An 18,444-nucleotide genomic window follows, 5' to 3' on the forward strand; every position below is an offset into this window, starting at 1 on the left:
GCGGGAACCTTTGCCGGGTGTGGAGGTCAACCCGCAGGTCAGAGGGGGATGAGAAGCGTATCGTCAGTGCGCTTTGGAGGAATTCGATGGGCCGTCTCAGAATGGGCAGGGCCGGTGTGGTCGTCGCCACGGGAGTCGCGACGGGAGCCGTGCTGGCCGGATGCGGATCGACGGGACCGGACGCGGGCGACGAGCAGCGGGCCAGGGTGGCGGCCTCGGCCAAGGCGTCGGCCGCCGCCGCCTCGCAGGCCAACCTCCTGAAGGCCAAGGTGCAGGCCGCGGCCAAGGTCAAGGCCAACGAGCTCGGGCAGGTGCCCGTCCTCATGTACCACCGGGTGGTCGACAAGCCCGCCACCCAGGACGACCGCACTCCCAGGCAGTTCCGTACCGAGCTGGAGCGGCTGGCCAAGGAGGACTACGTCGCGGTCACCGCGGCCGAGTTCGTCACCGGGCGCATCGACATCCCGGCGGGCAAGCACCCCGTCGTCCTCACCTTCGACGACTCCTCGCCCTCGCAGTTCGAGCTGGACGGGATGGGGCTGCCCAGGCCGAACACCGCCGTCGCGATCCTCCAGGACGTCGCCAAGACCCACCCGGGCTTCCGTGGCGTTGGAACGTTCTACGTGACGCGCGACATGTTCGGCAAGGCGACGCCGGAGGAGGGGGCGCAGATGCTCCTCTGGCTCACCGACAAGGGATTCGACATCGGCAACCACACCCGCGACCACCTCAGCCTGCGCGGCAAGCCGAAGAAGGCGGTCAACTCGGAGGTGGCGGCCGGACACCGGCTCATCACCGGCCTGATCAAGGTACCTCCGGTCACGCTCGCCCTGCCGTACGGCAACCAGCCCGACGGCAAGGAATGGGGGCTCAAGGGCTCCTCGGGGGACGTCTCCTACGACTACGGCGGCGTGTTCCTCGCCGGTTACACCCCGGCGCTGTCGCCGTTCAACAAGAAGTTCGACCCGCTCGGCATCCCGCGCATCCGCTCGATGGACAAGAAGGGCGACTGCGCCAAGTTCTGCTCGGTGGCCTGGCTCGACTGGCTGAAGGCGAACGCCGACGAGCGCTACACCTCCGACGGCGACGTGAAGACGGTCGCCTTCCCCAAGTTCAAGGCCCCCTTCGTGGCCAAGTCCTTCACCGACCGCGTCCTGCCCTACTGACCCGGCACCGACCCGGCCCGGCACCGACCCGGCCGGGCGGTCCCGGGGGCCCGGCGTCCAGCGGTCTCGCCGTACCGGGGGCCACGCCGGTCCCCGGTGCGAGACACCCGGGGGTGCCGGTGTCAGCCGCCGGGAAGCTCCTCAAGGGGGACGACCACGGTGGGCGTCGACCCGTCGGGGCGCAGGAGCTCGACCTTCGCGTCCTGGCCGGGCTTGAGCTGGGCGAGTACCGACGCCAGCTCCTGGGTCGACGAGGTGGGCATGCCGTCGATCGAGACGATCAGGTCCCCGGCCCTGAGTCCCGCCCGCTCCGCGCCGCTGTTCCGCTGCACTCGCACGACGCCGACGCCCGCGGGCTGCCCGTTCATGTCGATCACGGTCCGTACGACGACGCCGAGCGCGGCCCTGCGGGTGTTGGTGACCCTGCCGTCCCTGATGATCTGCGCGGCGACGTCCTTGACGGTATTGGCCGGGATCGCGAAGCCGATGCCCGGGGCCTGGGCGTTGCCGAGCTCGGGGTTGACGGCGGTCAGGGTCGGCACGCCGACGACCTCGCCCCGGAGGTTGACCAGGGCGCCGCCGCTGTTGCCCGGGTTGATGGGCGCGGAGGTCTGGATGGCCCCGCTGATCGTCGCGCCCGGCGAGCCCTCGCCCCCGGGCTCGGTGACCGTGCGGCCCAGCGCCGAGATGATCCCCTCGGTGACGCTGCCCGACAGGCCCAGCGGGTTTCCCATGGCCATCACGATCTCGCCGACCCGCAGCCTGGCGGAGTCGCCGAAGACGACGGGTTTCAGCCCGGACGGGTCGTCCACCTTGATCACCGCCAGGTCGCCCAGCTCGAACGAGTCGACCAGCCTCGCCGTACGCGGGGTGCCGCCGTTGGCGAGCGTGACCTTGAAATTCTTGGATTCCCCGACCACGTGGGCGTTGGTGATGATGTGCCCTGCGGTGTCGTACACGATCCCCGAGCCGAGGCCGTCCCCCGTGGTGATCTGCACGATGGACGGCAGCACCCTGGCGATGGTTTGCTCGTACGCGTCCTCAAGGGCGTCCGGGACGGGGCCGGGGGTGGTGGGGGAGCCCCTTGGGGAGGCTTCCGCGAAGGTGCTCGCCGATGGGCCGGGGGTGGGGGCGCCTGGCGAGCCCACCGTCCCGGCCGTTTGCAGTTGCAGGCCCTGACCGCAGCCCGCGAGCGTCATGACGGCGGCCGCCAGCAGCGCGGCGCCTGTCGTTGGTCCCCCCATGCAAGGGTATTTGCCCAGCTCAGGCAGGAAGATACGTATTGCGAAGGTCGCTCCGGCTGAGCTTGCCCGTGGGAGTGCGCGGCAGCGGGTCGCGGTACTCGATCACCCGGGGGTGCTTGAGGCGGGCGAGCCGGGTGTCGCAGTGGGCCAGCAGCTCGCCGGTGAGCTCCGCGCCGGGGACGGCGCCCGGCGCGGGCTGGACGAGCGCGACGACGCGCTGGCCCCACTCCGGGTCGGGGACGCCGATCACCGCCACGTCCGCCACCGAGGGGTGCTCCTGGAGCACGGCCTCGACCTCGGCCGGGTAGACGTTGACCCCGCCGGAGATGATCAGGTCTGTGCGCCGGTCACAGAGGAACAGGTAGCCGTCCTCGTCCAGATAGCCGATGTCGCCGGGCGTGTAGAGGGCGCCGCGCATCGTGGAGGCGGTCTTGGACGGGTCGCGGTGGTACTCGAAGTGGTTGATGCCGCCGATGTAGACCATGCCGGGCTCGCCGGGCGGGAGCTCCGCGCCGTCGTCGCCGAGGATCGTGAACGCGAGGCCGTCGATCGCCCGGCCGACGGTGCCCGGCCGCTCCAGCCACTCCGCCGAGGAGACCATCGTGGCCACGGCGGCCTCGGTCGAGCCGTAGTACTCCCACAGCACGGGGCCGAGCCAGTCGATCATCGCCTGCTTGGTGGAGGGCGGGCAGGGCGCGGCGCCGTGGTAGAGGTGCGTCAACGACGACAGGTCGTGCTTCGCCCTGACGGAGGCGGGCAGGGCGAGCAGCCGGTGGAACATGGTCGGCACCATGAACGCGTTGGTCACCCGGTGCCGCTCGACCAGCTCCAGCGTCTCCGCGGCGTCGAACCGCTCGGTCACCACGACGGTGTGCCCGAACTGCAGGGCCATCATCGCCTGCCCGTACGGCGCCGAGTGGTAGAGCTGCGAAAGGAGCAGGTGCACGCCGTCCGGAGGCAGGCCGAAGTGCCGCCAGCCCTTGCGCGTCAGGATCGGGTAGAGGTCCTCGGGGCTCAGCTCGATCAGCCGCCGCCGCACGCCCTTGGGCCTGCCGGTGGTCCCCGACGTGTAGAGCATCATCGACCCGGCCCTGCGCCCCTCGGGCGGTGTGGCGGGCCGCCCCTCGGCGAGGTCGCCGGTCTCCGTGAACCCGCCCGGCACCGCGTGCCCGTACCGCCCGGAGCTCACCACCACCCGCGCCGCGCAGTCGGTGACGATGTAGCCGACCTCGTCGGCCGTGTAGTGCCAGTTGACCGGGACGTGATAGGCGCCGATCTGGTACGTCGCCAGCATCATCGTGATCGCGTCGACCCCGTTGGGCAGGACCGTCACGACGGTGTCGCCGGGCCGGGTGCCGCGCGCCAGAAGGCCGTGCGAGACCTGGTTGACCCGCTCGTACAGCTCGCCGTAGGTCGTGCTCACCGTCGCGGCCGCGCTCGCGTCCCCGGCTGGGCCCTGGGTCGTACCCGCCTCCGTGGAAGCGCCCTTGACAGTGGTCGCGGCCGCGTCCGTGACGACGGCGACGCGTCCGGGATCGGCCGGCGCGATCTCGTAGAAGCCCCTCGTAGCCCTCATGGCGCGACCATACAGAACGACATTCTGTTCATGGAAGGGGAAAGACGGTTACCTGGGCTGATGCACATCCCGTGGCCGAAGCGTAATAAACGACGATGCGTCGAATCTTTCCGGGGTGACATAACCTGACGCGTATGGCGGACGTCGGCGGCAACTCCTCCGGGCGCTCTCACGAGAGATACATCCCCTCATATGACGCGCCCACGGCTCCCATACCCGCCATTCCCGCCGAGGACGGTTCGATCATCAGCCCCCGGGTGCCCCGGAGGTTCCCCATCGGCGACGGCGAGGAGACCGCCCTGGTCTCCAGGCCCCCTGGATCGTTCCCCCGCCCCGTCGCCGCGCCCGGCGACCGGCGGGACGAGCCGGAGGCCGACGCCGGCCAGGTGCGAGAGTCGGGCGGGCTCGGCACGATCCCGGTCAGGCGGGTAGGCGGATCCGCGGGACCCTGGCGTCCCGACAGGACCGGAATGCCCGGCCGGCCGGGCGCGGGGCCCCTGGCGGGCGCCGGTGACGGCCACGGCAACCGGCACGGCAACCGGCAGGGCGGCGGGCAGGGCGGGCAGGACGTGGCGGCGGGGTGGCCCGGCGCGGCGCAGCGGCCCGAGGTGTTCGGGGAGTCCGGCGGCGCGCGGGGCGGCACCGAGGCGAAGGACGGGGCGAAGAGGTCCGGCGGCCTGCTGATGCGGATCGGCGACATCCCGATCCGGGTCGCCTACAGCCTGGGAGCCGCCGCACTCACCGGTGTCATCGTGGTCCTGATCTTCGTGCTGTTCTCCGGTGACGAGCCCGGCGATCCGGCCGGGGTCGGCCGGGCCGTGGTGCCCACCGCGAAGCCCTCGCCGACCGTCTCGCCGATCACGCTGCCCGCCCTGCCGGGCGCGACCGCCCTGCGGGTGCTGCCGGGCACCCCGAGCGTGGTGCTGGGCGCGGTGACCGACACCAGGTCCGCGCTGACCTACGTCAGCCTGGGCGCGCCGTGGGCGACCAAGGCCGTGCCGTCGTTCTCCGTCGGCCAGCAGGTCGGCGCGGCCCGGCTGCCGCGCACGGTGATCGCCTCGGGGCCGCTCCCCGGCGCCACCCCGGCCAAGGCCCTCAAGAGCGACGCCGACTACCGCAGGGCGGCACTGAACGCGGTGCGGTGGACGATCCGCAACCACCACCCCGCGGGAGGCAAGGTCACCTGGACCGCCTCGCAGCGGCCCGCCGGGGGCAAGGGTTGGACGCTCGGCTACCGGGTCACCTACGAGGTCAAGGGCGAGAAGCGCGCCTCCCAGGCGGCGCTCGCGGTGATCGACGTCGGCCGCCGCAAGCCCTCCGTGCTCTTCGTGACCGTGCCCGACACGCGCAAGCGGCTCTGGGCCGACATCGCCCCCCTGATGGCGAGCGTCCGCGCCCTCTGACGTCCTCCGTCGCGCCCCGGTTCCCGGCCGTACCCGGTGATGGAGGCTCGCGCGTTGTGATGGAAGTACCTTCTAGAATATGGTTCTGGCATTGAATCCTGTCTGGAGGCTGTCATGGCGATCGGGTTGAGCGAGGAGCACGAGGCGCTCCGGGAGTCGGTGACCAGGTGGGCGGAGCGCAACGTCCCGTCCGAGGTCGTGCGCGCCGCCGTCGCGGCCGAGGGGGAGGAGCGCCCCGGTTTCTGGGCGTCGCTGGCCGGCCAGGGGCTGCTCGGCCTGCACGTCCCCGAGGAGCACGGCGGCAGCGGCTACGGCCTGCTGGAGACCGCCGTCGCCGTCGAGGCCCTCGGCGAGCGCGTCGCTCCGGGCCCGTACGTTCCCACGGTGCTCGCCAGCGCCGTGATCCTCGCCTCCGACGGCAAGACCCACGCCGAGCTGCTGCCCGGCCTCGCGGACGGCACGCTGACCGGCGCGGTCGCGCTGGGCGCCTCGATCACCGGCAGCCGGGGCGACGACGGCACCCTGACGATCTCCGGCACCGCCGACCTGGTCCTGGGCGGCGGGTCGGCGGACGTCCTGGTGCTCCCGGTGAGCACCGACCGCGGCGAGGAGTGGGTCGCGGTGGACGCCTCCGCGGCGACCGTCACCCCGGTCAGGGCGCTCGACCTCACCCGTGGGGTGGCCAAAGTCGAGCTGGACGCGGTCACCGTACCGGCCGGGCGGGTCCTCGACGGGCTTCAGGGGCCCGGGGTCCTCAACCTGGCCGCGATCCTGCTCGGCGCGGAGGCCGCGGGCGTCGCGTCGTGGTGCGTGACCGCCGCCGCCGGATACGCCAAGGTCCGCGTGCAGTTCGGCCGCCCGATCGGGCAGTTCCAGGGCGTCAAGCACAAGGCCTCCCGGATGCTCGTCGCCCTGGAGCAGGCCCGCGCGACCGTCTGGGACGCCGCCCGCGCCACGGACGGCACGGCCGGCGGCAACGGGGCCACCGAGGTGTCGGCCGACGAGCTGGCCTACGCCGCCGCGATCGCGGGCGTGGTCGCCCCCGACGCGGCCGTGCTCTGCGCCAAGGACGCCATCCAGATCTTCGGCGGCATCGGCTACACCTTCGAGCACGACGCCCACCTGTACTACCGCCGCGCGCTCACCCTGCGCGCCCTGCTCGGTTCCTCGGGGGAGTGGGCCGAGTCGGTCGCGGAGCTCGCCCTGAACGGCGTGAGCCGGGAGCTGGAGATCGAGCTGCCCGAGGAGGCCGCCGAGCTGCGCGAGGGCATCCGGGCCGAGATCGCCGGGTTCGCCGCGCTGGAGGGCAAGGAGCAGAAGCGGGCGCTGGCGAGCGCCGGATACGTCATGCCGCACCTGTCCAGGCCCTGGGGCCGCGACGCCAAGCCGCTGGAGCAGGTCCTCATCCTCCAGGAGCTCAAGGCCGCCAGGGTCAAGCTGCCCCAGATGATCATCGGCGCCTGGGTGGTGCCCTCGCTCGTCTCGTACGGCACCCCCGAGCAGCAGGAGCGCTTCCTGCCGCCCACGCTGAGCGGCGAGATGATCTGGTGCCAGCTCTTCTCCGAGCCCGGCGCGGGCTCCGACCTGGCGAACGTGCAGATGAGGGCCGAGAAGGTCGAGGGCGGCTGGCGGCTCAACGGCCAGAAGATCTGGACCTCCGTGGCGCACTTCGCCGAGTGGGGCATCTGCATCGCCCGCGACTCCTCCGAGGGCTCCAAGCACGAGGGCATCACCTACTTCCTGGTCGACATGAAGGGCACGGGCGTCACGGTCAGGCCGCTCACCGAGATGACCGGGGAGAACCTGTTCAACGAGGTCTTCCTCGACGACGTCTTCGTCCCGGACGACCTGGTCGTCGGCGAGGTGGGCCAGGGCTGGAAGGTCGCCAGGAACACGCTGTCCAACGAGCGGGTCTCGCTCTCCTCGGGATCCGGCGGCACCGGCTCGTCCGTCCCCGACCTGATCGGCCTGGCCGGGCGCCTCGGCAGGGAGCTCACTCCCGCCGAGCGCCAGGAGCTGGCGCACGTCGTCTGCGAGGGCCACTCGATCGCCGCGCTCGGGCTGCGGGTGACCCTGAAGCAGCTGACCGGCCTGGAGCCCGGTGCCGACGCCTCGGTCCGCAAGCTCCTGTCCACCTCGCACGCCCAGCACGTCTCGGAGTGCGCGGTCTCGCTGCTCGGCGCCTCGGCCGTCACCGCCGCCGACATGAAGCTCGGCGACGCGGGCTACTGGAACCGCGCGGTCCTCTCCACCCGGGCCATGACGATCTACGGCGGCACCACCGAGGTGCAGCTCAACATCATCGCCGAGCGCATGCTCGGACTGCCCCGCGACCCCGAGCCCGGCAAGTGAGGTTCGGTTAGGCTTCGCGCATGTCGATGCGGTTCCGGCCAGGTGTGGTCGTCCGGAGCGCCGTCGCCGGTGCGATCCCGTTGCGCTGGTTCGGCGCCGTGATCCGCCGGGTCTACCCCCGGCTGGACGCCGAGCTGGCCCGCGCCGGGGAGTTCGCGCCGCGCGGCGGCACCGCCGTCGACGTGGGCGTCTGGTACGGGCCGTGGACCGCGAAACTGCGGCGGCTCGGCTGCGACGTCGTCTCGATCGAGGCCAACCCCCGCCTGGCCGCCATGCTCCGACGGACCTTTCCCGACGTCCGGGTGATCGCCGCGGGCGCCTCGGACCGCTCGGGTACGGCGCGGCTGTGGATCCCCGGCGGCGGGCGGGGAGCGGAGGCCACGGCCTCGCTCGTGCACGGGGAGGGCGAGGGTGTTCCGGTGGACATCCCGACCGTCACCATCGACGAGCTGGGGCTGAAGGACGTCCGGTTCATCAAGGTCGACGTGGAGGGCCACGAGCTCGCCGCCCTGCGCGGCGCGGAGCGGACCGTCCACCGGGACCGGCCCGTCCTGCTCGTCGAGCTGGAGACCCGGCACCAGGACATCGGGCTGGTCGTCGACCAGCTCGCCGAGTGGGGCTACACCGGCTCCGTGCTCACCGGCGGGACCTGGGTCCCGCTGGACGGCTTCGACCTCGCCGCCCACCAGGAGGCGGCGGTCGGCGAGGTGGAGCGGAGCTTCATCTCCCGTCTCCTCAGGCCCGGCGGCGAGTACGTGAACATGGTGCTGTTCCGCCCCGCAGCCCGCTAGTGCGAGCCCTTCGCGCCTCCACGCCGTTCCTGGCTCCCGCCCTGGTGGGGCTGCTTCTCGGGGTGCTCGCGCTCTGGCCCGCGCTCGGTCCCGGTTTCGTGCTCCGCTACGACATGGTGTTCGTGCCCGATCCGCCGATCCCGGCGATCCCGCCTACCGGCGGCGGCTTCCCCCGCGCGGTGCCGAGCGACCTCGTGGTGGCCCTGCTCTCGTCGGTCCTTCCCGCCCAGATCGCGCAGAAGGCGATCCTGCTGGGGATCTTCGTGCTCGCCGCGACGGGCGCCGCGGCCCTGGTGCCCGGGGAGCGCCAGGTCGCCCGGCTCGCCGCCGCCGCGTTCTACGCCTGGAACGTCTACCTCGCCCAGCGGCTGCTGCTCGGCCAGTGGGCGCTGCTGCTCGGGTACGCGGGCCTGCCCTGGGCGGTGCGCGCGGTCACCCGCGAGGGGATCTGGAGGACGGCCCTCGCCCTGGTCCCCGCGGCGGTCGGCGGCTTCCAGGCGATGCTCGTCTCGGCGATGGCCGTGCTGCCCGTGGCGGGCCGCCGGGCGCCGCGCGCCCTGCTGGTCGTCGCCGTGCTGAGCCTGCCGTGGCTGGTCCCGGCCCTGGGCAGCGCCGCCGTCACCGACCCCGCCGGGGTGCGGGCCTTCGCGCCCCGCGCCGACGGGCCGCTGGGCACCCTCGGCAGCCTGCTCACCCTCGGGGGCGTGTGGAACTCGGGAGCCGCCGTACCGGGACAGGAGACCTGGTGGTCGGCCCTGGTCCGGCTCGCGGTGGCGGTGGCGGCGGTGGCGGCGTACGCCCTGCTCAAAGGGGGGTGGCCGCTCGCGACGCGCGGTCACCGAGGTCAAGGTACGGAGGAGGGACGCGGCGGGGACTCCGGCGAAGGTGACGGGGAGAGCGGCGGGCGGCCCGCGTACTGGGGTGGGCTGGCGGCGGCGTCGGCGGCGGGGCTCGCGGTGGGGTGCGCCGGGGCCTTCCTGCCGGGGGTGGTGGAGGCGATGGTCGGGCTGTGGCCCGGCTTCGGGCCGCTCCGCGACGGGCAGCTCTACCTCGCCCCCTTCGTCCTGCTGCAGGCGGTCGGCCTGGCCGCGGTGACCGCGCGCCTGGCCCCGGCGGTCCGGCCCGGCATGCTCGTGCTGCCCCTGCTGGTGCTGCCCACCTTCGCGCTGGGGGCGTTCGGCCGGCTGGTCGCGGCCGACTACCCGCCGGACTGGTCCAGGGCGCAGAGGATCGTGGACGCGGATCCCGCGCCGGGGGCGCTGCTGACGCTGCCGTGGGGGGCCTACCGGGCGTTCGGCTGGAACGGGGGCCGGGTGGTGCTCGACCCGGCGGTCAAGCTCTTCCATCGGAGGGTCGTCTGGAACGACGGCCTGCCGGTCGGGCTGGGGGACGGCCGCACGCTCACCCTCGCCACCGAGGACCCGCTGGCGCGCCGGGTCGGCGCGGTCCTCGCGGGGTCCGGCCCGCTGACCGGCCCGCTCGCCGCTGAGGGGATCGGTTACGTGCTGATCCAGAGATCGAACGAGAACCTGTTCCGTGACAGGCTCCCCGGCGCGAGACTGGTCTTCGCAGGTCAGGACCTGCTTCTCTTCCGCCTCTGATTCCCTGAGATGCAACTATGTCGCGATTTACCAGCTGGTAACATTATTTATCACATTTTTACCGATTGACTAGCTGAGGACCTGTATCAGGTTCTACTGTCGGGCAGACCGCACGACCACGCGTTGGAGGGAGAACTCGAGTGTTGCGAGTGATTGCCGCTCTGGCGGTAGGGGCGGTGCTGGCGGTCGGAGCGTCGGTGGCCGTCACGAACGTCGCGGCGCCCACCCCCGAGCCGCCCAACAGACCGCTCTACAACTACGGCACCAGGTGACGGCCCGGGGCCGCGGGCCGGCCCCGGCAGCCGCCTGAGCGCCGCCACCCCCGACGCGAGGGAAACCCGTTCCGGGTCACGTCGACGCGACAGGGCCCGGCCGCCGCATGCGCGAATTCCCCCCGGCGCCGTTCTCGCGCGCCGTACGGCGGTTCCTCCGGACACCCGTCGTACAGGGACACGCCACCCGGAGTCACAGGAGATGCAGGAGATAGGAGTGGTCGTGGCCGGACAGGGCGCCAGGGCGACCCCCCGGGCCTCGGGCCCGGCGCCCGCCGCGGGCCTGGTGGCCGAGACGGCGCGGCAGCGGCCGTCCATGCGCGGGGTGCGCGTCGCCGTCCTGAACTTCCGCGAGCCGCGGCAGTCCGTGGCGGGCGGCGCCGAGGAGTACGCCTGGCAGGTCAGCCGCTACCTGGTCGGGCAGGGAGCCTCGGTCACCTTCGTCACCTCCAGGGAGGCCGGGCAGTCCGCGGCCGAGGAGCGCGACGGCATCGCGCTGCGGCGGATGGGCAACCCGTTCCTCGTCTACCTGCTGGTCCCGCTCTGGCTGCTGTGGCGGCGCGGGCGCTTCGACGCCGTCATCGACTGCATGAACGGCATCCCCTTCTTCGCCCCCCTGGTCGTGAGGCGGCGCACGGCGGTCGTCTCCCTGGTGCACCACGTGCACGACCGCCAGTTCCACGCCTTCTTCCCGCGCTGGCTGGCCAGGATCGGCTGCTTCGTCGAGGGGCCGGTCGCCCGGCTCGTCTACCGGCGCCGCGCGACCGTCACGGTCTCGGAGTCCTCCAGGAACGAGCTGCGCGAGCGGCTCGGCTGGCTCGCGCCGATCCAGGTCATCCCGAACGGCAGCCCGGTGGCGCGCCCGGTCGCGAGCGTCGGGGACACGGCGGGAGATCCCGCCGTGGTCTACCTCGGCAGGCTCGTGGGCCACAAGCGCGTCGAGCGGGTGGTGGACCTCGCCGGTGACCTCGAAGCGGCCTGGCCCGGCATCCACGTGCACGTGATCGGGCGCGGCGGCGAGCGGGAGCGGCTCGCCGCCCACGCCGCCCGCCGGGGGCTGGAGGACCGGGTCCATATGCACGGCTTCCTGCCCGAGGCCGCCAAGAACGCGATCCTGGGGGCGGCGCGGGTCAACGTCACCGCCTCGGAGTTCGAGGGCTGGGGGCTGACCGTGATCGAGGCCGCCGCGCTCGGCGTCCCGACGGTCGCCTTCGACGTCGCGGGACTGCGCGACTCGGTACGCGACGGCGTCACGGGCTGGCTGGTCAAGGAGGGCGAGGCGCTGGCCGGCGTGGTGGACCGCGCGCTGCGGGAACTGTCGGACCCGGCCAGGCGCGAGGAGATCCAGCAGGCGTGCAGGCTCTGGGCCGCCGAGTTCACCTGGGGGAGAACGGGCGCTACGATGACCGGACTAATCACCACGGAACTATCTAAAAACGGTCGTCACCTCCATGTATCCGATCCCTGTCTCGCCACGGGTGAGACCGACCCGCCATAAGTGTCCGTGATCCCTGAGGCGTGGATCACCCGCCTGGCCGCGCCTCCCGCCACGTTCGGAGCCTCCGACACCGGGCTCCGCCGCAGGCTCAGGTTGCTCGCCGGGTGCCTCTTCCTCGCGGCCGTCGCCTTCAACATGGCGCCGGGCATGCTCATCGCCGAGACGAAGCTGGACATGCCGATCAACCCGATCGGCTTCCTCTCCCAGGCGCTGAACATGTGGGACCAGGACTATCTGGGACACCTGCAGAACCAGGCGTACGGCTACATCTTCCCGATGGGCCCCTTCTACACCCTGCTGATCAACGCGGGCATGCCCCCCTGGGTGGTGCAGCGGCTCTGGGTGACGCTGATCCTGTGCGTGGCCTTCGTCGGCGTCGCCCAGGTGGCGAGGGCGCTGCGGATCGGCGGGCAGCTCGCCGGGGTGCTGGCCGGTCTCGCCTACGCGCTCGCCCCGCACGCGCAGGCGCTCATGGGGTTCAACTCCGTGGAGTTCGCCCCCAGCGCGCTCCTGCCCTGGGTGCTGCTCCACCTCGTCAGGGGGGCGCGGGGAGAGACGAGCCCGCGCAGGGCCGCCGGCCTGTCGGCGCTGGCGTTCCTGTGCGCGGGCGGCATCAACGCCGCAGCCGAGCTGGCCGTGCTCGTCGTACCGATGATCTACCTGCTGACCCGGGAGGGCGGCCCGCGCAAGCGGCGGCTGATCGCCTGGTGGCTCGCCATGATCGCCGCGGTGTCGTTCTGGTGGCTCGTCCCCCTGGTGATGCTCGGCCGGTACGTCTTCTCCTTCATGCCGTTCACCGAGAACGCGTGGACGACCACGGTCGTGGGCTCGCTCACCAACGTGCTGCGCGGCATGAACAGCTGGGTGGCCTTCCTGCCCGTGGACGGCCGCCCCTTCCTGCCCGCCGCCTACGAGCACGCCACGACGCCCTGGCTCGTGCTGGTGACCGCGCTCGTCGCCGGGCTGGGGCTGGCCGGGCTCACCCTCGCGCGCACGCCCGAGCGGGCCTTCCTGCTGCTGACCACGCTCGCGGGCGTCGCGATCCTCGTCGCGGGACACGCCGGGCCGCTCGCCGAACCCGTCAGGGCGCTGCTGGACGGCCCGCTCGCGCCGTTCCGCAACCTGCACAAGTTCAACGCGCTCGTACGGCTGCCGCTCGTGCTCGGGCTCGCCGCGCTCGTCTCGTACGTGGGGGCGCGCAGGGCCCTCGTCCGCCTGCCCGTCGCGGTGGCGGGGGCCGGGCTGGTCGGGCTCACCCTCGTCCCCGTCGCCTCGGCGGGCATCGCGCCGAGCGGCGCGTTCGCCGACGTCCCCGAGCACTGGCGGCAGGCGGCCTCCTGGCTGGACGACCGGGCCGACCAGGGCACCGTGCTGGTCCTGCCGGGAGCCAGGCGCGGCGAGTACACCTGGGGGAGGCCGCTCGACGAGCCGTTCCAGCCGCTGCTGAGGAAGGCCCGCTGGGTGAGCAACACGATCGTGCCGTGGGGCACGGCCGGCTCCAACCGGCTCGTCAAGGCGATCGACGACCGCTTCGCCAACGGGCAGGGCTCCGAGGGGCTCACCCAGACGCTGCGCCGGATGGGCGTGCGCTACCTGCTGATCCGCAACGACCTCGACAGGGTCGCCTTCGGCGACGCGTGGCCCGCCCGCGTGCACGAGGCGCTGGACCGTTCTCCCGGCCTGAACCGGGTGCGCGGCTTCGGGCCCACGGTCGGCTTCGAGGACTCCTCGACCGGCGCGGGCTGGCTCGACCAGCCGTACACCTCCCTGGAGATCTACGAGGTCGCCGGGGCGCGTCCGGTGGTCGGCACGGTCGCCGCGGCACGGCCGCTGCGGGTCTCCGGCGGCCCCGAGGCGCTGCTCACCATGGCCGAGGAGGGCGTCCTCGACGACGACCGGCCGGTGATCCTCGGCGACGACCCCGGCGCGGACGCGATCCCCGCCGCCGACACCGTGCTCACCGACACCATGCGACGGCGCGAGCTGGTGGTGAGCGACCTGCGCAGGCCGTACGGCGAGACGATGACGCCGGACGAGCCCTACGAGGGCCGGGGGCCCGCCCACGACCTCACCGATCCGGTCTGGGCCGAGCCCAAGACGGTCGCCGTCTTCACCGGGATCAAGGGCGTCACCGCCTCCTCCTCGCAGTCCAGGCTCGGCGTGACCCCCGGGACCCGCGACGGCGGGCAGCAGCCGTTCGCCGCGGTGGACTTCGACCTGCGCACCGGCTGGCGCTCCACCGGCTGGGAGCCGCCCACCGAGCAGTGGCTGGAGGTCCAGTTCGCCGAGCCGATCCCGGTGCCCTCGATGCAGGCCGTCTTCGAACGCTCGGAGAACGCGGTGACGGTCTCCGAGGTCATGGTCGAGACCGACACCGGCCGGGTGCGCACCCGGCTCGGCCTCACCTCCCTGTGGGAGAAGCTGAACGTCCCGGCGGGCAGGACGTCCCGGCTCAGGATCCGGGTCACCGGGGTCCTCCGCGACCCCAACCCCCGGGTCGGCATCACCGAGCTGTCCATCCCCGGGGTCCGCCCCGGCCGCACGCTCGTGGTGCCCGCCCAGGGGCCCGCCTCCTCGCCATCCTCCTCGGCGGACCCCTCTGAGCCGGGGCGGACGGTCGTGACCAGCCGGACGGACACCGCCCCCGGCTGCATGCTCGGCTCCTACGCCTGGACCTGCTCGGACAGGCTGCGCTTCGTGGGCGAGGACGGTTACGGCTTCGACCGGTCGGTTCCCGTCGCCACCGGGAGGCGGGTGCTGGAGGGCAGGGCCGTGCTCACCGACCAGCGGGTGGCGGAGACCCTGCTGATGCCCACCGGGAGCTTCCCGCGCGCCACCGCCTCCTCCACCGCGGGCGACATCCCGGCCACCGGCGCCTACGCGGCCTTCGACGACGACCGCAGGACCATCTGGTACGCCGGGGACAAGGACCTGGCGCCCTCCCTCTCCGCCGAGCTGGGCAGGAAGGTGACCCTGTCGCGGCTGCGCGTCGACTTCCCCGACACCAGGCTGGGCGCCCCGCCGGTCCGGGTCACCGTCGAGACCGACGACGGCGTCCGGTACGCCTGGGCCTCGAAGGACGGGTGGATCCGCTTCGCGCCGATGAGGGCGAGCCGGGTGAAACTCACCTTCGCCGCCCTCGGCTCCTGGCGGATGGAGGTGCTCGGGGTGGCCGTTCCCGGCGTCGCGCCGCTGCCCGCCCTGGGTACGCAGCCGGTGAGGATGCCCTGCGGGTTCGGCCCGACGCTCACCGTCAACGGGGTCGAGACGCCCACCGAGATCCACAGCGGGACCCTGGGCGACCTGCTCAACGGCCGTCCGGTCGGCTACCGGGCCTGCGAGGCGGTGTGGTCCCAGGGCGGCACGCTGCGGGTGCGCGCCGCCGCGCTCCAGGGCTTCCGGGTGGACTCGATGGTCCTGCGCGCCACCGGAGGCGGTACCGGGACTGCCGGGAGCACTACGAGCACCGGGGGCGCGGCGGCGGTGACCCTGCGGGCCGCGGCCGTCGAGAGGTGGGACGCCGGGGAGCGCCGGGTCAAGGTGTCCACGACGGAACCCTCCTACCTGGCGCTCGGCGAGAACTTCAACCGGGGCTGGCAGGCGTCGTTCGGCGGGCGCGTGCTGGAACCGGCCAGGCTGGACGGCTGGCGGCAGGCGTGGCTGCTGCCCCCCGGGAGCGGGACCGTCGTGCTGACGTACGCCCCCGACGGCCTCTACCGGACGTCGCTGATCGTCGGCTGGGCGCTGGTCGCGCTCGTCGTCGTGCTCGCCCTGGCCCGCCCCCGGCCGGGCAGGAGACTTCCCGCGTCGCCGCCCGCGGCGGTGCGGGCGGCCTGGCTGTGGCCGCTCGCCCCCGCGCTGGGCCTGCTGGCCGAGGGCTGGGCCGGTGCCGCGCTGACCGGACTGGTGGCGGCGCTCGCCCTGTGGCTGCGGGGCGTCGCCGGGGCCGGGCACAGCGCGGGCGGCTCGCCGTACCGGATCGGCCGGGTGCTGCTCACGCCGTTCCCGGTGGCGGCGGCGCTCGGCGCGGCAGGTCTCGCGCTCGGCTACGGCGGGGACGCCGGGGCGGTGGCGGCGCAGTACCTCTGCCTGGTCGCGCTCGGCCTGCTGCTCGCCGCGGCGCGGGTGCCGCCGCCACCCCGCTCGTGGCTGCCGGTACGGGCACGCGCCCAGGACGGTCCCCTTCGGCAGGACGGCCCCCTCCGGCAGGACGGCTCCCTCCGACCCGGGGAGCGAGGATGAACGACCAGAGGTCGCGGGGCGTGCTGCTCCTGGTCGCCGGGGCCTTCCTGATCACGCTGGCCGCGCTGGTGCGCCTCCACGTCTACCCCAGCGGCCTGCTGCTGCCCGCCGAGCAGGACCGGATCACCAAGCTGACCACCGAGTCCGGCTCCTACTTCGACACCGCCACCCTGCGCACGCACCGGGGCGTCCCGCTGGAGACGGTCGTGGCCAGGTACGGGGACACGGTCAGGTCCACGCCCGACGTCGCCGTGTGGACCGAGTTCGTCTCCCTCGCCACCCGCGACGGGCGGCGCGTCGACTACCACGAGCGGCGCGCCGCCTTCGACCGCCGTACGGGGCTGGCGGTCAACTGCTGCGAGAACTACGTCGACGAGAACGCGAACCCCGCCCCGCGCGGGCTGGTGTTCCGCTGGCCCTTCGACGCCCGGCCGATCGCCTACCAGGTCTACGACCCGCTCGTCCGGCGCCCGGTGGCCGCCCGCTTCGAGGGGATCGAGACCCTGTACGGCGTCCGGGTCAACCGCTACGCGCAGCGCCTGGTCAACGAGCGGCTCGCCCAGCAGCCCATGGAGCTGCCGGGGTCGGTCCTCGGCCTGGGCGGCGCGAGGCCGTTCCCCGTCAACGCCTACGTCGAGGGGACCCGCACCTTCTGGGTGGAGCCGGAGAGCGGCATGGTGATCGGGTTCAGGGAGAACCTGGTCAGGACCCTGCGCACCCCCGACGGCCGGGGGCGGCTGGTCGCGCTCGCCGCCGACATGCGCACCAGCGAGGGGGACGAGCGGTGGAACGCCGGGGAGGCGGAGCAGTTCGGCCGCTGGACGACGCTCGTCAACCGGGTGGTCCCGCTGTCGTGCGCCGTACTCGGGGCGCTGCTGCTGGTGGCGGGCCTGCGCGTACAGGCCCGAGTCCCCGCTCCCGCGAGCTCCGGGGACGACCCCGGGGAGAAAGAGGAGGACGGGGTCAGCGACGACGGCGGAACCGACGCAGCCGCTGCGCCGGAGCCTCGACCAGCCGGTGACTGAGGTCGGCGAGCAGCACGGTGAACGCGGTGCACACCACCAGCGTCGTCAGCAGGCCGCCGGTGAAACTCTCCTGGCCGGTCAGCTCGTACCAGCCCACGATCACCACGAACTGCCACAGGAAGACGCCGTAGGAGATGCGGCCGAGATAGCGCATCACCCGGTTGCCGAGCAGCGAGCGCAGCGGCGAGGGCGGCGAGGACGCAGCGGTCTGCAGGGCCACCGGAGCCAGCAGGGCCAGCACGAAGGCCGTGTAGAGGATCATCTCGAAGATGTCCGTCCACAGGTCCTGGATCTCGAAGAGGCGGCCCCCCGCGACGGGGCTGGCCGCGACGGCGTAGACGAGGGCGGCGATGATCCAGCAGGTCACCCACGACTCGCGCAGCCCCCTGGTCAGCCGCCGCACCGGGGCGTCCGGGTCGGTCTCGGCGTGCGCCCAGAGCGAGACGACGGCCAGCGCCATGCCCGTCGCGAAGTAGAGCATCGACCGGGGGAGCCAGAGGCCGAGTTCCGGCCGGTGCGCCGGGAGGTGGCTGAAGATTGCCCAGAGGGGGGAGACCAGCGCGAGCGCGCAGATGCCGGTGAGCAGCAGCCGGGCCCGCGCCACCGGGTCCGCGCCGCGCCGGGCCAGCGCGCGCAGCGCGACGGCGATCAGCGGGAGGGCGAGATAGAAGGTCATCTCGACCGAGAGGCTCCACATCTGCCCGAGCCCCGGCGGGCTCGCCCCGGCCCACCACGGGTCGGGGACGTAGTTCTGCACCAGCAGCAGGAAGGGCAGCCAGCTGACCGGGTCGGCCGCCCGCGGCCACGACCACAGCGACAGCGCGACGGCGACCACGAGCCAGTACGCGGGCAGGATGCGCAGCGCCCGCTTCCACAGGTAGTCGCCGACGCGGGGTGGAGGCGCGCCCGCTGTGCCCGCCGCGCCCTCTATGGCCTCCCTGGCCCAGGGCCGGTACAGGAGGAAACCGGAGAGCAGGAAGAAGATCGGCACCGCGATGTCGCCCCGGGAGAGCAGGGCGGGGAGGAACCCCTCCCGCAGCGATGCGCCCGTCGTGCTCGCCACGTGGTATACCAGAACGCCGAAGGAGGCGACCGCGCGGACGCCGTCCATCGCGTCGAGATGCCCGCCGACCGCCGGGAGATCCCGCGCGTCCCCGCCGGTCAACTCCCGGTGAACCGGCATAGAACCTGTTTCGGTCACTTTTTGGCATCCCTGGTGACGTAGATGATTCCCGGCACTAACATATCGCGAAATGGAACATGTTATAGGGCGA

At 73.0% G+C, this 18,444-nt stretch carries 12 protein-coding genes; 9 read left to right on the forward strand and 3 right to left on the reverse strand.

The features are described 5' to 3' along the window. Positions 1-86: 86 nt before the first annotated feature. Positions 87-1,166, forward strand: a complete 1,080-nt coding sequence (locus tag ACSC1Q_RS21110) for a polysaccharide deacetylase family protein (protein WP_436760407.1) — start codon at positions 87-89, stop codon at positions 1,164-1,166. Positions 1,167-1,288: 122 nt separating this feature from the next. On the opposite strand, the gene ACSC1Q_RS21115 is transcribed toward ACSC1Q_RS21110, so the two are convergent. Together ACSC1Q_RS21115 and ACSC1Q_RS21120 are read right to left on the reverse strand one after the other, a co-directional pair. Next, on the reverse strand, positions 1,289-2,410 hold the full coding sequence (locus ACSC1Q_RS21115; RefSeq protein ID WP_436760408.1) for a S1C family serine protease: 1,122 nt from the start codon (positions 2,408-2,410) through the stop codon (positions 1,289-1,291). 19 nt (positions 2,411-2,429) lie between these two features. After that, positions 2,430-3,986: an AMP-binding protein gene (locus ACSC1Q_RS21120; RefSeq protein WP_436760409.1), complete on the reverse strand. Its 1,557-nt coding sequence runs from the start codon at positions 3,984-3,986 to the stop codon at positions 2,430-2,432. A 134-nt stretch (positions 3,987-4,120) separates the two neighbouring features. Between ACSC1Q_RS21120 and ACSC1Q_RS21125 the strand changes: the two genes are divergently transcribed. The 8 genes from ACSC1Q_RS21125 (at position 4,121) to pgfA (ending at position 17,170) form a co-directional block, all read left to right on the forward strand. Further along, a complete protein-coding gene (locus tag ACSC1Q_RS21125; RefSeq protein ID WP_436760410.1) occupies positions 4,121-5,389 on the forward strand; it encodes a transporter permease in 1,269 nt (422 codons plus the stop codon). Between the two features lie 114 nt (positions 5,390-5,503). Next, positions 5,504-7,741 carry an acyl-CoA dehydrogenase family protein gene (locus tag ACSC1Q_RS21130; RefSeq protein ID WP_436760411.1) on the forward strand — a complete coding sequence of 746 codons (2,238 nt, stop codon included), beginning with the start codon at positions 5,504-5,506 and terminating at the stop codon, positions 7,739-7,741. A gap of 20 nt (positions 7,742-7,761) precedes the next feature. Beyond that, positions 7,762-8,532, forward strand: coding sequence for an FkbM family methyltransferase (locus tag ACSC1Q_RS21135; RefSeq protein ID WP_436760412.1), 771 nt, complete (start codon positions 7,762-7,764; stop codon positions 8,530-8,532). Then, positions 8,532-10,133, forward strand: a complete 1,602-nt coding sequence (locus ACSC1Q_RS21140; RefSeq protein WP_436760413.1) for a hypothetical protein — start codon at positions 8,532-8,534, stop codon at positions 10,131-10,133. The genes ACSC1Q_RS21135 and ACSC1Q_RS21140 overlap by 1 nt, the downstream gene beginning before the upstream one ends. Before the next feature lie 140 nt (positions 10,134-10,273). Further along, complete coding sequence (locus tag ACSC1Q_RS21145; protein ID WP_344745256.1) at positions 10,274-10,405, forward strand: hypothetical protein; 132 nt, start codon at positions 10,274-10,276, stop codon at positions 10,403-10,405. A gap of 202 nt (positions 10,406-10,607) precedes the next feature. Continuing rightward, the gene (locus ACSC1Q_RS21150; RefSeq protein WP_436760414.1) at positions 10,608-11,903 is read left to right on the forward strand and encodes a glycosyltransferase family 4 protein; all 1,296 of its coding nucleotides are present in this window, start codon (positions 10,608-10,610) and stop codon (positions 11,901-11,903) included. Beyond that, complete coding sequence (locus ACSC1Q_RS21155) at positions 11,904-16,145, forward strand: alpha-(1->3)-arabinofuranosyltransferase (protein WP_436760415.1); 4,242 nt, start codon at positions 11,904-11,906, stop codon at positions 16,143-16,145. Further along, positions 16,142-17,170 (forward strand): cell envelope lipid trafficking protein PgfA, encoded by a 1,029-nt coding sequence (pgfA, locus tag ACSC1Q_RS21160; protein ID WP_436760416.1) that lies wholly within the window; start codon positions 16,142-16,144, stop codon positions 17,168-17,170. The genes ACSC1Q_RS21155 and pgfA overlap by 4 nt, the downstream gene beginning before the upstream one ends. Here the strand turns inward: pgfA and ACSC1Q_RS21165 are convergent. Then, positions 17,109-18,353, reverse strand: a complete 1,245-nt coding sequence (locus ACSC1Q_RS21165; protein ID WP_436760417.1) for an acyltransferase family protein — start codon at positions 18,351-18,353, stop codon at positions 17,109-17,111. The genes pgfA and ACSC1Q_RS21165 overlap by 62 nt on opposite strands. Positions 18,354-18,444: the final 91 nt, after the last annotated feature.

Source organism: Streptosporangium heterodermiicola (genome assembly GCF_051390675.1).
Taxonomy (GTDB): Bacteria; Actinomycetota; Actinomycetes; order Streptosporangiales; family Streptosporangiaceae; genus Streptosporangium.

Excerpts from the sequence above, each read along its gene's own strand:
- ACSC1Q_RS21110 (WP_436760407.1), top strand. The coding sequence starts at position 87 with ATGGGCCGTCTCAGAATGGGCAGGGCCGGTGTGGTCGTCGCCACGGGA.
- ACSC1Q_RS21115 (WP_436760408.1), bottom strand. The coding sequence starts at position 2,410 with ATGGGGGGACCAACGACAGGCGCCGCGCTGCTGGCGGCCGCCGTCATG.
- ACSC1Q_RS21120 (WP_436760409.1), bottom strand. The coding sequence starts at position 3,986 with ATGAGGGCTACGAGGGGCTTCTACGAGATCGCGCCGGCCGATCCCGGA.
- ACSC1Q_RS21125 (WP_436760410.1), top strand. The coding sequence starts at position 4,121 with ATGGCGGACGTCGGCGGCAACTCCTCCGGGCGCTCTCACGAGAGATAC.
- ACSC1Q_RS21130 (WP_436760411.1), top strand. The coding sequence starts at position 5,504 with ATGGCGATCGGGTTGAGCGAGGAGCACGAGGCGCTCCGGGAGTCGGTG.
- ACSC1Q_RS21135 (WP_436760412.1), top strand. The coding sequence starts at position 7,762 with ATGTCGATGCGGTTCCGGCCAGGTGTGGTCGTCCGGAGCGCCGTCGCC.
- ACSC1Q_RS21150 (WP_436760414.1), top strand. The coding sequence starts at position 10,608 with ATGCAGGAGATAGGAGTGGTCGTGGCCGGACAGGGCGCCAGGGCGACC.
- pgfA (WP_436760416.1), top strand. The coding sequence starts at position 16,142 with ATGAACGACCAGAGGTCGCGGGGCGTGCTGCTCCTGGTCGCCGGGGCC.
- ACSC1Q_RS21165 (WP_436760417.1), bottom strand. The coding sequence starts at position 18,353 with ATGCCGGTTCACCGGGAGTTGACCGGCGGGGACGCGCGGGATCTCCCG.